We start from the raw sequence: 13,074 nt of genomic DNA on the forward strand, positions 1-13,074 counted from the left end.
CACGGCCGTCCCACGGCGTACGCGCGTGGCCCACGGGGCGTGACGATGCAGATGAGTTACGCGAATTTCATGCACTTGGGGAACTCTTGACACGTCTTCCTACGTACTATTACCGGCCACCCAAAATCTTGGCCCGCCGGGCAGTACAGGGGATATATATGCGTCATTTCGGGCACGTCCCGTCGGCTGTGCGGAAGGACCTCTTCCATCAGGAGCCCGCTGAGTTCACCGCCGGCTCTCCCGCACGCGTGCTGTCGGCCGCCCTGGGCGCGACGCTCTACAGCCCCGCGACCAGGCCCGCCCTCGCCGACGACGTCCTGAAACAGGCCCGCCGGGGTGTGGTGTCCATGGTCCTGTGCCTGGAGGATTCGATCGACGACGCCGAGGTGGCGGCCGCCGAGGACAACCTGGTCCGCCAGTTCGCCGACCTCGAAGCCCGGGGCGAGGAAGTCCCGCTGCTGTTCGTGCGCGTCCGCGACCCGCTCCAGATAACCGGCCTCGTCCAGCGCATGGGCACCTCCGCCCGGCTGCTCAGCGGCTTCGTCCTGCCGAAGTTCACCGAGGAGCGCGGCCTGCCGTTCCTCGAAGCGCTCACCGCCGCCGAGACCGCGTGCGGCCGCCGGCTCTTCGCCATGCCCGTCCTGGAATCGTCCCAGCTGCTCCATCTGGAGACCCGCGCCGAAACCCTGGCCGGGATCGCCCGCACCGTGGAGAAGTACCGCGAGCGGGTCCTCGCGCTCCGCCTGGGTGTCACCGACTTCTGCGCCGCCTACGGACTGCGCCGCTCGCCGGAGATGACGGCGTACGACGTGCAGATCGTGGCCGGCGTCATCGCGGACGTGGTGAACGTGCTGGGCCGCGCAGACGGCAGCGGCTTCACCATCACCGGCCCCGTGTGGGAGTACTTCCGGCTCCAGGAGCGGATGTTCAAGCCCCAGCTGCGCCGCAGCCCCTTCCTGGAGGGCCGCGCCGAGAAACTGCGCACCGCCCTGATCGAGCACGACCTGGACGGCCTGCTGCGCGAGATCGAGCTCGACCGGGCCAACGGCCTGCTCGGCAAGACCTGCATCCACCCCTCGCACGTCGCGCCCGTCCACGCCCTTTCGGTGGTCAGCCACGAGGAGTTCAGCGACGCGGCGGACATCCTGCGGCCCGAACGGGACGGCGGCGGAGTGCTGCGCTCGGCGTACACGAACAAGATGAACGAGGTGAAGCCGCACCGCGCCTGGGCCGAGCGCACCCTGCTGCGGGCCGAGGTGTTCGGGGTCGCCGCCGAGGACGTCGGCTTCGTGGACCTCCTGGCCGCCGGGCTCGCCGTCTGACCCGCGCGCCACGGCCGGTCCCGGGCGGGCGAACAAGAACCCTTTTCGCGCGAACGAGAAACCCTTTCGTGCGAACGACACGAACGAACAGAGAGAGACAGCTACGTGGTTGAGTGGTCGGGAACGTGGGTCGCCGAGCGGCTGGGCGTCGAGCTCGTCGGGGACGAGCGCCTGCGCGACGCGCTCGGGCTCGCCCTGCGCCGCAACCCCAAGCGCGCCCACCTGCTCGTCTCCAACGTCCTTGGCAAGCACGTGCCGCAGAGCCCGACGGTGGTGTGGCGCGCCGGGTACGAACTGGGCGTACGCGTGCGGAAGTTGCTCGGGGACGAGTCGGCCGCGCGGGCCGTGGTCCTCGGGTACGCCGAGACCGCGACGGGCCTTGGCCACTCGGTCGCCGACGGCCTGGCGCTCGCCCCCTGTCTGCACTCCACCCGGCGCCCGGTCGAGGGCGTGGCCGTGGCCGGCGGCTTCGAGGAGTCCCACTCCCACGCCACCTCCCACCTGATCCTGCCCGAGGACCCCCAACTCCTCGCGGGCGAGGGACCGTTGGTGCTGGTGGACGACGAGTTCTCGACCGGCAACACGGTCCTGAACACCATGCGCGACCTGCACGCCCGCCACCCCCGCGACCATTATGTGATCGTCGCCCTCGTCGACATGCGCGCCCCCGGGGACCGCGACCGCCTCACGGCCTTCGCAGCCGAGACCGGCGCCCGCGTCGACCTGGTCGCCGCCGCCTCGGGCACGGTACGGCTGCCGGAGGGCGTCCTGGAGAAGGGGCGGGCCCTGGTCGAGCAGTACGAGTCGAAGAACCGCCGACACCTGCTTGGTAAGAGCAGCGCTCTCCACCCGGGCGCCCCGCGCCGCGTCGACCTGCGCTGGCCCGACGGCCTGCCCGACGGCGGGCGGCACGGGTTCACCCCCGCCCACCGGGCCGAGCTGGAGGCCGCGCTGCCCGGCATGGCCGCCCGGATCGCCGAGGCGCTGGGCGCCCCCGGCGCCGGCGCGCGGCCGCGACGCGTGCTCGTGCTCGGCTTCGAAGAGCTGATGTACGCGCCGCTGCGCCTGGCCGTCGCCCTCGAAGAGCTCGGCGCGGCCGAGGTGCGTTACTCCACCACCACCCGCTCGCCCGTCCTCGCCGTCGACGACCCCGGCTACGCCATCCGCACCCGGCTCGCCTTCCCCGCGCACGACGACCCGGCCGACGGACCGGGCGAGCGGTACGCCTACAACGTCGCGGACGGCGGCTTCGACGCGGTCGTGGCCGTCGTCGACTCGGTCGCCGACACCCCCCAACTGCACGCGCCCGACGGCCTGTTGGCCCAGCTCGCCGCCCACATACCGCACGTCGTGCTGGCCGTGCTGCCCTCGTACGTACCCCAAGGTGCCCCCATGCCCGAGCCGCTGCCCGAACCCCTCAGGGGACCCGCCTTCTCCTCCTACGCGCCCGACGAAGTGGGCTGGCTGCTCAAGGACCTGTCCGGGACCGAGCTCGAAGCCCCCACGGAGGAGCGCGAGGAGGCCATCCAGAGCGGCGGCGCCCACTACGCGGAGTCGCTGCCGGTCGAGTACCAGCCGAGCCCCCAGTACCAGGAGCTGTTCCGCGCCGCGCTCGACGCATCGGCCCCCCGGATCGCGCGCGCCGTCGGCGTGGTCACCGAGACCGTCCTGACCGAGCTCCCCCAACGCCGAAAGCGCCGGGGGGACCCCCATCCGCGCCCGGTGCTGGTCTCGCTGGCCCGCGCCGGAACGCCCGTCGGCGTCCTCATGCGCCGCTGGGCCCTGCACCACCGCGGCCTCGCCCTGCCGCACTACGCGGTGTCCATCGTGCGCGGCCGCGGCATCGACCTCAACGCCCTGCGCTGGCTGGCCGCCCACCACGACCCGGCCGACGTCGTGTTCGTCGACGGCTGGACGGGCAAGGGCGCCATCACCCGCGAACTGGCCGCCGCGATAAGGGAGTTCCCCGAGTTCTCCGGCTTCGACCCAGGGATCGCTGTGCTCGCCGACCCCGGGTCCTGTGTGCGCACCTACGGCACCCGAGAAGACTTCCTCATCCCCTCCGCCTGCCTCAACTCCACGGTGAGCGGCCTGATCTCACGCACCGTGCTGCGCCAGGACCTCATCGGCCCCGGCGACTTCCACGGCGCCAAGTTCTACCGCGAGCTGGCCGGCGCGGACGTGTCGGGCCACTTCCTCGACGCGGTCGCGGCCCGCTTCGATGAGGTCGCGGACGACGTGGAGCGCGAGGCGAAGGAGCTGCGCGACACCGACCGCACCCCGAGCTGGGAGGGCTGGGCCGCCGTCGAGCGGATCAGCGAGGAGTATGGCATCCACGACGTCAACCTGGTCAAGCCCGGCGTCGGCGAGACCACCAGGGTGCTCCTTCGCCGCGTCCCCTGGAAGATCCTCGCGGCGCGCGGCGCGGGCGGCGACCTCGACCACGTCCGCCTCCTCGCCGAGCAGCGCGGCGTACCCGTCGAGGAGGTGGACGGGCTGCCCTACAGCTGCGTCGGCCTGATCCACCCCCAGTACACCCGGGGTGCCACCGGCGCCGACGGCAAGGCGGTGGCGGCCGAATGAGCCCGCTCCCGCTGGTCGCGAGCGACCTCGACCGCACCCTGATCTACTCCAGCGCGGCCCTCGCCATCGCCGGGCCCGACGAGCGGGCGCCGAAGCTACTGTGCGTCGAGGTGTACGAGCACAAGCCCCTCTCGTACGTCACCGAGGACGCGGCCCGGCTGCTCACGGAGCTGAAGTCGGCGGCCGTGTTCGTGCCCACCACGACCCGCACCCGCGCGCAGTACCAACGCGTCCGACTCCCCGGCCCGCCCTCGCGGTTCGCGATCTGCGCCAACGGCGGCCACCTGCTCGTCGACGGCGCGTCCGACCAGGACTGGGCCCGCGCGGTGGCCGCCCGCATCGCCGCCGAGTGCGCCCCGCTGGCGGAGATCACCGCCCACCTGCGGGCCACCGCCGACCCGCGCTGGCTGCGCAAGGAGCGGACCGCCGAGGACCTGTTCGCCTACCTCGTCGTCGAGCGGGATGCGCTGCCCGAGCAGTGGGTCAAGGAACTCACCGCCTGGGCCGGGCCGCGCGGCTGGACCGTCTCGCTCCAGGGCCGCAAGATCTACGCCGTGCCGAAGCCGCTCACCAAGAGCGCGGCGGTCCGCGAGATCGCCCGGCGCACCGGGGCCACTCTCACCCTGGCCGCCGGGGACTCCCTCCTCGACGCCGACCTGCTGCTCGCCGCCGACGCGGCCTGGCGCCCGGGCCACGGCGAACTGGCCGAGGCCGGCTGGCTCGCCCCGAACACCGAGGCGCTGGCCGAGCGCGGGGTCGTCGCGGGCGAGGAGATCCTGCGGCGATTCCTGGCCCGTGCCGCGCGCTGACGCGAAACGGCCGAACGGCGCCGGGATCCGGGTACGGTCGCCGCATGAGCAAGGGAAACAGCACCAAGATCACGGATGAGCTGTACGCCTACATGCTGGCGCACAATCCGCCCCTCGACGCCGTTCAGCAGGGCCTGGTGACCACCACCTACGACCGGCTGCCGGACCACGCGGGCATGCAGTCGGCCGAGGAGCAGGCGCCGCTCCTCGCCTTCCTGGTACGCCTGGTGAACGCCCGGCACGTCGTCGAGGTGGGCACCTTCACGGGCTTCTCGGCGCTCGCCATGGCGCAGGCGCTGCCGGCCGACGGCACGCTGATCGCCTGCGACATCTCCGAGGAGTGGACGGCGTACGGCAAGGAGGCCTGGGCGAAGGCGGGCGTCGCCGACCGCGTCGACCTGCGGATCGCGCCGGCGCTCGACACGCTGCGCGCGATGCCGGCCGAGCCGCACATCGACTTCGCGTATCTGGACGCGGACAAGGAGAACTATGTCGCGTACTGGGAGGAGTTGGTGCCCCGGATGCGGGCCGGGGGGCTCATCGCGGCGGACAACGTGCTGCTGCACGGGCGGGTGGTGGATCCCGGGGCGGGCGGGGCGGCGGCGGGGATCAGGGCGTTCAATGAACACGTGGTCGCGGACGCGCGCATGGACAGCGTGATGCTGACCGTGGCGGACGGCCTGACCCTCGCCCGCAAACGCTGACCGCCCGCCCCGCGGGGTTGGCGTGCGGGTGTGTGGGGTCTGGTCGCGCAGTTCCCCGCGCCCCTGGCGGGGCTTGTGCTGGCCGGCACGGGCATCCTCAGCCCGTCTCCGCGCTCCTGGCAGGGCTGGTGCTGGCCCGCACGGGCAACCTCAGCCCGTCTCTGTGCCCCTGGCAGGGGTCCGCGCGGGCCCGCATCGGCACCCTCAGCCTGTCCGGCGTTTGAGGACGAGCGCGTTCAGCGCGATACGGGGTCTGGGGCGGAGCCCCAGGGACCTCGGCTGCGGACCGTGCTGGGCTGAGCGCGCAGTTCCCCGCGCCCCTGGCGGGGCTGGTGCTGGCCCACCCGGCATACCTCAGCCTGTCCGGCGTTTGAGGACGAGCGCCCTTTAGGCGCGAATGGGGTCTGGGGCGGAGCCCCAGGGAGCTCGGCTGCGGGCCGTGGGTGGCTGGGCGCGCAGTCCCCCCGCCCCTGGCGGGGCTGGTGCTGGCCCACCCGGCATACCTCAGCCCGTCCGGCGATTGAGGACGAGCGCCCTTTAGGCGCGATCGGGGTCTGGGGCGGAGCTCCAGGGGCCTCGGCTGCGGGCCGTGGGTGGCTGGGCGCGCAGTTCCCCGCGCCCCTTGGCGGGGCTGGTGCTGGCCGGCATGACGTTCTCGGCCCGCGTGGCCGCGCCCCGCGCATCCGGCCCGCATGCCCATGCTCACCCCGACGGAGTCAGGCGCAGCAACCGCCGCCGCAGCAACCGCCCCCGCCGGACGGCGCCGGCCCGGACTTCGCGGAGCCGCCCACCGCCACGGTGGAAAGCAACTTCACCGTGTCCTCGTGCCCGGCAGGACAATTCGCGGGCGCGGCGGACTCCGCCATCGGCCGGCTGAGTTCGAAGGTGTCGCCGCACGAACGGCAGCGGTATTCATAACGAGGCATGGCCTCAGAGTAAGCGCTGCCCCGGCCGGCTGAGCCGCAGTCGACCGAGCGGCCCACCCCCCGCCCATGCCCCGGACGGGACGGGGCGATCAGGGGCGCTCTTCCTCCACGTGCTCGTGCCGCGCCCTCCAGTACGGATTGTCGTGCGGCAGAAACCCCGTGACCCGCCCGTACATCCCGAACACCATCAGGATCAGCCCGACCACGAAGCTGAACAGCACGTTCTGCATCTTGAACGCGAGGAAATTGCGCGAGGTGTCCAGCAGCGCGAGGTTCACGAACCCGCTGATCAGGAACAGCACGCCGAGCACGATGTTGAGGGTGGAGGCGAAGTTGCCGCCCCTGACCATCCCGTACAGGAGCAGCAGCCCGACGACGATGGACAGTACGCTCAGCGCGCCGTTGGTGCTCAGCCCGGCGACGGTGTCACCGCCCGTGTCGAAGAAGCCGATCCGGTGGATCAGACCGAGGATGCCGAAGACCAGCAGGACGGCCCCCATGGCCCCGGCGCCGAAGCGGTAGACGCGGTTCAGCCGGTGGTCGACCGGCAGGTGCTCGTTCAGCGAGACCCGGCTGTGGTTGAAGCGCTGCGAGATCGTATGGCTGGCCATCGTGGCGGCCCTCCTCATCCCTAGACCGGCAGAGCGCACGCGACGTACGTGGGCGTACATGACGTACTCAGGCATACGTGACGTACTCGGGCGTACGTACACCAGGGTGCGCCCGGCCGGTGTCCGCAACAACTCAGCGCCGGGCGGACGGGGCAGCGGCAGGGACCGGGCCGGAAGCGGACCGGTCAGGCGCCGTGCCCCAGCTCCTCGCGAATCGTGGCCACCACCCGCGCCACGGTCGCCCGCACCGCCTCGGTCTCCGTGAGGAAGTGCCAGTAGTCCGGGTGACGCCCCTCCAGCGTGGCGATCGCGCGCTCCAGGCGTGCCACCGCGTCGTCCAGGGGCCGGGCGTGCCGGGGGTCGGGGGTGGTGCGGCCGGACATCGCCAGGCGCTGGGCGTCGCGCAGGGCGAAACGGGTGCGCTGGATCTCCTGCTGCGGGTCCTTGGCCACCGCGTCGAGGCGGCGCAACCGGTCACCGGCGGCCGAGACGGCCTCGTCCGTGGTGTTCAGGAGCGCCCGCACCGTACTGAGACGCGAGGTGGCGTCGGCCCAGCGCTGCTCCTGGCGCGCCGAGGCCGCCTCCTTGAGCTTGTCCTCGGCCTGCCGTACGGAGACGGCGGCCTGCTCGGGCACCTGCTGGAGGTCCTGCCAGCAGGCGGCGGCGAAACGGCGGCGCAGCTCGCTCAGGACCGGCTCGACCTGGCCGGCCCGGGTGGTGAGCGCCTGGGCGCGGGTACGCAGCGAGACCAGCCTGCGGTCGATCTCGGCGGCCTTCGCGGGCAGCTGCTCGGCCTCGGCTCGCAGCGCTTCGGCCTCACGCAGTACGCGGTCGGCGCGCTGCAACGTCTCGGGCACGCCGTGCCGGCCCGCGCCCTCGTTGAGCTTGGTGAGCTCCGGACCGAGCGCGGCGAGCCGGGCGGCGAGGTCGTCGGCGCGCAGCCCCGAGGCGCGTACCGCGTCGAGCGCGGTGCTGGCGCCGAGCAGCGCGTGCCGGGCGCGTTCCACGGCGGGGGCGAGCCGGGCGAGCTGGGTCTCGGCGGTGTCCAGGAGCGGGCGCAGACTCTGCTCGAAACGGTCGAGGTCGCCCTTGACCCGGACGAGTTCGTCCTTGGCGGCCGTCAGTTCCGTCCGCGCCCGTGCGGCGACGGAGGTGTCGAGGCCGTCGCGGTCGAGGTCATGGGCGTCGACCGCGTCGATGTAGCGGTTGGAGACCTCGTCGATGCGGCGGCCGAGTGCGGCGAAGTCGTCGACGGCCCGGCGGGCACCGGGCGAACTGTCCACCGCCGTGATCGTCTCGATGGAGATCCGCAGATCGCGCTGGGCGGTGTCGAGCTCGTAGAACGCGGCCGCCGCGGCGTCCTTGGCGGCCTGCGCGTCCGCCCGCACGCTCTCGCCGCGCCCGCCGAACCAGCGCCGCGTGCCGCCGCCTGCGAAGGCGCCGGGCAGCACCGATGCGCCGAGCACCAGGGGCAACGCCATGAGCGCCAGCACATCCCGGACGGTGGCACCCGCTCTGCTGTACGGCCGCGCGTGTGTCGCCGTCACATCCCTCTCCCGTGCTGTGTCGCCCTGCCCGGTCCATTCTCCCACCAGGTAAGGACGAACACGCGGCCCGGTCAGTTCACGCCCGGCCCCGGCTTTCGCGTGCGGTGCCGGTCGCGGTGCCGGCCGGGCGGGTTCAGCTGTGCCGGATGGTGACCCGGCCGTCGTCGCTGCGCGCGGTCAGGTGGTGCGTACTGCCCTCGGAGCGGTCCACGTCCACGTCGACGCGGCCGTCGTCGGAGCGGGCCGCGACCTTGTACGTGCCCTTCGGTACGGTCAGGTCCACCCGCCCGTCGTCACTCGTAGCCACCACGCTGTCCGGTACGGCGGCGAACGTCAGCGTCACCCGGCCGCTGTCCGAGCCGGCCCGTACGCTGGCGGCACGGATGCCCTCGCCGTCGATCCGGCCGTTGTCGGAGGTGAGGTCGAGCGGGCCCGAGGAGTCCTTGACGCTCACCCGGCCGTTGTCGCAGGAGATCTTCAGCGGGGTGTCGAACCCGCTCGCCTCGACCCGGCCGTCGTTGTCGCGCACGGTCACCGCGACCCCGCGCGGCACCTTCACCACGTGCCGGGCGCCGCAGTTCTCGATCAGCCCGCCGCACTTCACGGTGAGGCTCAGGGTGTCGTCCTTGAGCCCCCAGCTCGCCTCGGGTCCGCTGCCGAAGGCGACCCATCCGTCCACCTGCCGGTCGACCTCGACATCCTTCACGTCGGCGGGCGAGACCACGACCGTGGAGTCGTCGGCCTCGATGACCAGCGCCTTCCCGGCGAACGCGAAGTCCTTGTGCTCGACGGGTGCCTTGGAGGCGTCCGAACTCCCGCACCCCACGAGAGCCGACGCCAGCAGTCCTGCCCCGCCCGTGGCGATCAGCGTGGTGCGAAGGCGAGATGCCATGGTGTTCTTCCCCCCGGTTTGCCTGCCGGTCCGCGTCACGCGCGCGGCCGTCCCTCCACGCTAGAGCCCCGACCCGCGCCGCACCCTGAGGCCCGCATCCGAATCCAAGGTGGTGCCAGCCCCACCCCCGGGGTCCGGTGTGCGGTGGTGGGCCGCAGGCCATGTAGGCTGTTTCCTCATCCACGGGTGTGTAGCTCAGGGGTAGAGCGCTGCTCTTACAAAGCAGATGTCGGCGGTTCGAAACCGTCCACGCCCACCGACCGGATGTCAGCAGGTGAGAGCCTGCTCAGGCCCTCCAGCCAAGATCGACTGGAGGGCCTTCTCTGCGATCGAAGTCCACAAAGAGTCCACTACCCCAAGCGATCATGAAGCTCCGCGCGTCATGTCTTCACTCTTCAGGGTGACTTGCCCAACGTCAACAAGTCGTTAGAGTGCTCTCGACCGGGGCTGGCGCGTCTCCCCCACGCGCGCCTGATCTACGCCGGTCATGTCCTGTGGTGCTGTGGCGGGGAGGCCCGGCCCGCAGGGAGAGGCCCCCTGCCGCGATTGTCGGCGGGGGGCCTTCTTGCACAACATAAACCGCCCCGCCCCATGAGCGGGGCGGGGCGGCGCGCTCTGACCGAATCAGAGCACCGGACGGTCGAAACAGGCGGATCTACGTACACCGTCGACCGTCCAACCCGACCGCGCGCGCACGGGCGGCGCGGCCGGGCGTATACGTAGTGGACTCCAGGGAGTACCCAACCGAAATATGATCACAGAATGTAGGTTTCACCCTACATACTTTCGATCTTGTACCGGTGAGCGTGGACTCGTGCCGCGCTCCGTTCCACCGCCCGACTGGGTGATCACCCGCCGTCAGGCCGTTGGCGATCGCATCCGCGCAGCTCGGCTACACGCGAATCTGACGCAAGAGACCGTCGCGCTGCGCGCCGGCATGGACCGGGCGACGTACAACCGCATTGAGCAGGGTCACTCGTCGCCCCTCTTGGACAGCCTGTTCCGCATTGCCGAAGTCATCGGCGTACCGCTCGCGGACCTCGTGCGACGGTAAGAAGCCCCGACCGCCGAGCGGGACTGTCAGACAAAACGTGCGGCAGTTCAGTGAGAGGCGTTCACCGGGGCGGACTGGGCTCGCAACTCAGCCAGACGCCGCTGATACAGGGGGCCGACGGCGTGAGCCCCCCTCGCCTCACTGGGAGTGGCCTGTTCGATCAGGTGATGGGACACGGCCCGGAGGTGCGCGGCCCACGCGATCACGTGCTGTTGAGCTGGGCGCCCGCATTCCTGTGGTTCACCGGGGAGGCACAGCGGGAGCTCCGGCCCCAACTTGTTCGCGGCGTGCCGGACGTACCGCGCGATGGTCGCCCACTCGTCCTCGGTCCGCCGGATGGCGTTGCCCTGGGGCTCCCACCCCCATGGGCCGAAGTCATCACCGTGATCGTCCATTGTGTGCTCCCTGACGTGCAGCGGGTTAGTTCGGTGCGCCGATCGTAGCGGCGGCTTCTGTTTCCCTGGGATCGCAGTGTCCGACCGAGGGGACGCACGGCCCGCACGGCCCGCACATCGGGAGGAACTGCGGCGGGGTGCACGACTGCATGCCGTCCCCGTGCACAGCCCTGATGTCGGCCTCCACTACGGCCATCTGCGCCCCGCCCCAGACTTCCGCCAGGGGTGTCTCCGTCACGTTGCCGAGAGTCAGGAAGCGGCCCAGGACGCACGGCCACACGTCGCCGGTCGGGCCGATGGCGCACTTCTCGTGCGCGCAGTGCCCGCACAGGTCCGCGATGGTCGGCGTGGCCCCCTGGCCGGCCCGCCCGAACGCCCGCGTGCGGTCGCCGCCGACCTGCTCAACTCCGAGGTTCAGAAGGTCTTGCAGTCCCTCACGGGCCCGTTGGTCCGGGCGGACGGTGACGACTCCGCCGCGCAGCGGGATGCCGAAGCCGAGCGCCTTCTCGATGTTGGCGCGGGTCTTCTTGTGGGAACCCCTGAGCCGGGTCACTTCGTCGTGCTGCTCGGCCTCGTCGGAGTAGTACGAGGTGGCGAGCTTGACCCCGCACGCCTGGAAGGTGTCCCACAGCGGCTCGCGGATGTGGGTCAGGTTGGAGAACACCTCGATACCCAGTCCGGCTCCGTGGGCGTGCTCGATCAGCTCGGGCAGGTGCGGGTACAGCGTCGGCTCCCCGCCGATGAACTGGACGTCCAGGGCGCCCATCTCGGCGAGCTCGTCGAGCACCCGCACCCAGTCCTCGACGGCCATGGTGCCGTGCGTCCCCTTGGGGCCGCTGTCGGCGTAGCAGTGGTCACAGAACTCGTTGCAGAGTCCCGTCACCTCTAGCCATGCGAACAGGAGTCGGTTTTCGGCAGCGCTCATCGTTGGATCTCCTTTCAACCGTTGCTTTTTGGTGAGCCGCCCTGGTCGGGCAGGGGCGGCGGGATCAGCGGTCGGCGTGGTGGCAGGAGCAGGCGCACCGCAGAACCTCTACCGCGACGATGCTCGGCGGCCGCCGGACTTCGAGGGGGCCGGGACAGAGCAGGTGTCCCCCGCGCCAGAAGAGATTGCTGGCTTCGCGGCACTCGGGCGTCACGTAGGCGGCAGGGGTCGGCAAGTCGGTCACAACTCGATCCGGCCGTCGAGGATCGCGGTGCCCGCGTTGACCAGCCCCATGACAGGGATCGGATTGCACAGATCGCCAGGTGTCCGCATCGGCACCACCCAGTAGCTGGACCACGTCTCGGTCTGCTCGTCGTCGCCGACCCGGGGCACGCCGATGTAATGCCCGAGGCCGAGGTACGCCGCGTGGGGGCCGAGGCTCGGGCCGGGCGGGGACGCCGGCACCAGCGCGTAGAAGCGGCCGTTACGCGGGTCGTGGATGACGGGCCCGTCCAGCGCACTCAGCACCTCGCTGGCGATCCCGGGATCCGTGCCGGCTGCCACCGCGTAGACGAGTTCGTCGGAGAGACGGACCGCGGAGAACCGGCGGCCGAGCGCCAGCACCGCAAGATGGCCATCCGCCCACTGCGCTCGCGCGTCGGCGGGCCGGTTGAGGCTGTCGGCCAGCCAGGCAGCGATTGCTCTTCTTTGGCTTGCGGCGACCGCGGCGCTCACTGGGCCACCCGCCCCGTGCCGCTGGTCCGGTGGTTGGCATCGAGAGCGTCCTCGATGGCAGCCAGCAGGGCAGCGGGGTCAGTGTGCCAGGTCGCATCACCCGGGCAGATCCGCCAGAAGGGCCCCGGTCCTTGCGTCCGGCGGGCCGGCGGCACGTATACCGCGCTGCCGAGCGTCAGGAGTTGGGCACTCTCTCCGTCCCAGTCGGCACCCACGCCGGGCGACAGGAACCAGTACAGGGCACTCCCGTCGTCGATGACGGCGCCTGAGCGGCGCCCGAGGATGCACAGCGCGGTGAGGCCAAGGACGCGAGGCACACGGATTGCGTCCCAATCGACCCCTGCCCCCCGGAGGGCGCACGTGCCTTCGGTGGGTGGCCCGGTGGAAACGACGTCCATGCGATACAGCTCCTCGGTTCCGGCGCTTGCTTGCGGAGGGAGACCAGAGTGGGCCAGAAGGCGCGTTAACACGAGGACTTTCAAGGGGCTTTTGGCGCTTGCAAAGCGGGCTTTGATGAGCTCATCCGGGTGAGACCTAGCCACCAAGCGGACCTGCGACGACACTGGCAGAG

Annotated in this window: 13 protein-coding genes and 1 tRNA gene; 6 read left to right on the top strand and 8 right to left on the bottom strand. The window is 71.4% G+C overall.

Features of this window, described 5'->3' with window-relative positions:
* Nucleotides 1–158 precede the first annotated feature (158 nt).
* The 4 genes from ACFYM2_RS20900 to ACFYM2_RS20915 all read left to right on the top strand — a co-directional run bounded on the left by ACFYM2_RS20900 (nt 159) and on the right by ACFYM2_RS20915 (nt 5,418).
* The gene (locus ACFYM2_RS20900; RefSeq protein ID WP_388837944.1) at nt 159–1,322 is read left to right on the top strand and encodes an HpcH/HpaI aldolase/citrate lyase family protein; all 1,164 of its coding nucleotides are present in this window, start codon (nt 159–161) and stop codon (nt 1,320–1,322) included.
* A gap of 105 nt (nt 1,323–1,427) precedes the next feature.
* On the top strand, nt 1,428–3,905 hold the full coding sequence (locus ACFYM2_RS20905; RefSeq protein ID WP_388837947.1) for a phosphoribosyltransferase: 2,478 nt from the start codon (nt 1,428–1,430) through the stop codon (nt 3,903–3,905).
* Nucleotides 3,902–4,714 (top strand): HAD family hydrolase, encoded by an 813-nt coding sequence (locus tag ACFYM2_RS20910; RefSeq protein WP_388837950.1) that lies wholly within the window; start codon nt 3,902–3,904, stop codon nt 4,712–4,714. Before ACFYM2_RS20905 ends, ACFYM2_RS20910 begins: the two co-directional genes overlap by 4 nt.
* Before the next feature lie 44 nt (nt 4,715–4,758).
* The gene (locus ACFYM2_RS20915; RefSeq protein WP_359005915.1) at nt 4,759–5,418 is read left to right on the top strand and encodes a class I SAM-dependent methyltransferase; all 660 of its coding nucleotides are present in this window, start codon (nt 4,759–4,761) and stop codon (nt 5,416–5,418) included.
* Nucleotides 5,419–6,134: 716 nt separating this feature from the next.
* Here ACFYM2_RS20915 and ACFYM2_RS20920 read toward each other — a convergent pair.
* The 4 genes from ACFYM2_RS20920 to ACFYM2_RS20935 all read right to left on the bottom strand — a co-directional run bounded on the left by ACFYM2_RS20920 (nt 6,135) and on the right by ACFYM2_RS20935 (nt 9,394).
* The gene (locus tag ACFYM2_RS20920) at nt 6,135–6,344 is read right to left on the bottom strand and encodes a zinc ribbon domain-containing protein (RefSeq protein WP_359005917.1); all 210 of its coding nucleotides are present in this window, start codon (nt 6,342–6,344) and stop codon (nt 6,135–6,137) included.
* Between the two features lie 89 nt (nt 6,345–6,433).
* Nucleotides 6,434–6,955 carry a DUF4383 domain-containing protein gene (locus ACFYM2_RS20925; protein ID WP_359005920.1) on the bottom strand — a complete coding sequence of 174 codons (522 nt, stop codon included), beginning with the start codon at nt 6,953–6,955 and terminating at the stop codon, nt 6,434–6,436.
* 185 nt (nt 6,956–7,140) lie between these two features.
* Nucleotides 7,141–8,502: a hypothetical protein gene (locus ACFYM2_RS20930; RefSeq protein WP_388837954.1), complete on the bottom strand. Its 1,362-nt coding sequence runs from the start codon at nt 8,500–8,502 to the stop codon at nt 7,141–7,143.
* A 133-nt stretch (nt 8,503–8,635) separates the two neighbouring features.
* Nucleotides 8,636–9,394: a DUF4097 family beta strand repeat-containing protein gene (locus ACFYM2_RS20935; RefSeq protein WP_388837957.1), complete on the bottom strand. Its 759-nt coding sequence runs from the start codon at nt 9,392–9,394 to the stop codon at nt 8,636–8,638.
* A 184-nt stretch (nt 9,395–9,578) separates the two neighbouring features.
* Here ACFYM2_RS20935 and ACFYM2_RS20940 point away from each other — a divergent pair.
* A tRNA-Val gene (locus ACFYM2_RS20940) sits at nt 9,579–9,650 on the top strand.
* A gap of 558 nt (nt 9,651–10,208) precedes the next feature.
* Nucleotides 10,209–10,448 carry a helix-turn-helix domain-containing protein gene (locus ACFYM2_RS20945; RefSeq protein ID WP_388837960.1) on the top strand — a complete coding sequence of 80 codons (240 nt, stop codon included), beginning with the start codon at nt 10,209–10,211 and terminating at the stop codon, nt 10,446–10,448.
* A gap of 420 nt (nt 10,449–10,868) precedes the next feature.
* Here the strand turns inward: ACFYM2_RS20945 and ACFYM2_RS20950 are convergent, their stop codons facing one another.
* From ACFYM2_RS20950 to ACFYM2_RS20965, 4 genes are all read right to left on the bottom strand, one after another.
* A complete protein-coding gene (locus tag ACFYM2_RS20950) occupies nt 10,869–11,768 on the bottom strand; it encodes a radical SAM protein (RefSeq protein WP_388837963.1) in 900 nt (299 codons plus the stop codon).
* Nucleotides 11,769–11,832: 64 nt separating this feature from the next.
* Nucleotides 11,833–12,012: a hypothetical protein gene (locus ACFYM2_RS20955; protein ID WP_388837966.1), complete on the bottom strand. Its 180-nt coding sequence runs from the start codon at nt 12,010–12,012 to the stop codon at nt 11,833–11,835.
* Nucleotides 12,009–12,503 carry a hypothetical protein gene (locus ACFYM2_RS20960; RefSeq protein WP_388837969.1) on the bottom strand — a complete coding sequence of 165 codons (495 nt, stop codon included), beginning with the start codon at nt 12,501–12,503 and terminating at the stop codon, nt 12,009–12,011. The genes ACFYM2_RS20955 and ACFYM2_RS20960 overlap by 4 nt, the downstream gene beginning before the upstream one ends.
* Nucleotides 12,500–12,820: a hypothetical protein gene (locus ACFYM2_RS20965; RefSeq protein ID WP_388837972.1), complete on the bottom strand. Its 321-nt coding sequence runs from the start codon at nt 12,818–12,820 to the stop codon at nt 12,500–12,502. The genes ACFYM2_RS20960 and ACFYM2_RS20965 overlap by 4 nt, the downstream gene beginning before the upstream one ends.
* Between the last annotated feature and the right edge of the window lie 254 nt (nt 12,821–13,074).

Origin of the sequence: Streptomyces sp. NPDC006711, assembly GCF_042869775.1 — a bacterium.
GTDB lineage: Bacteria > Actinomycetota > Actinomycetes > Streptomycetales > Streptomycetaceae > Streptomyces.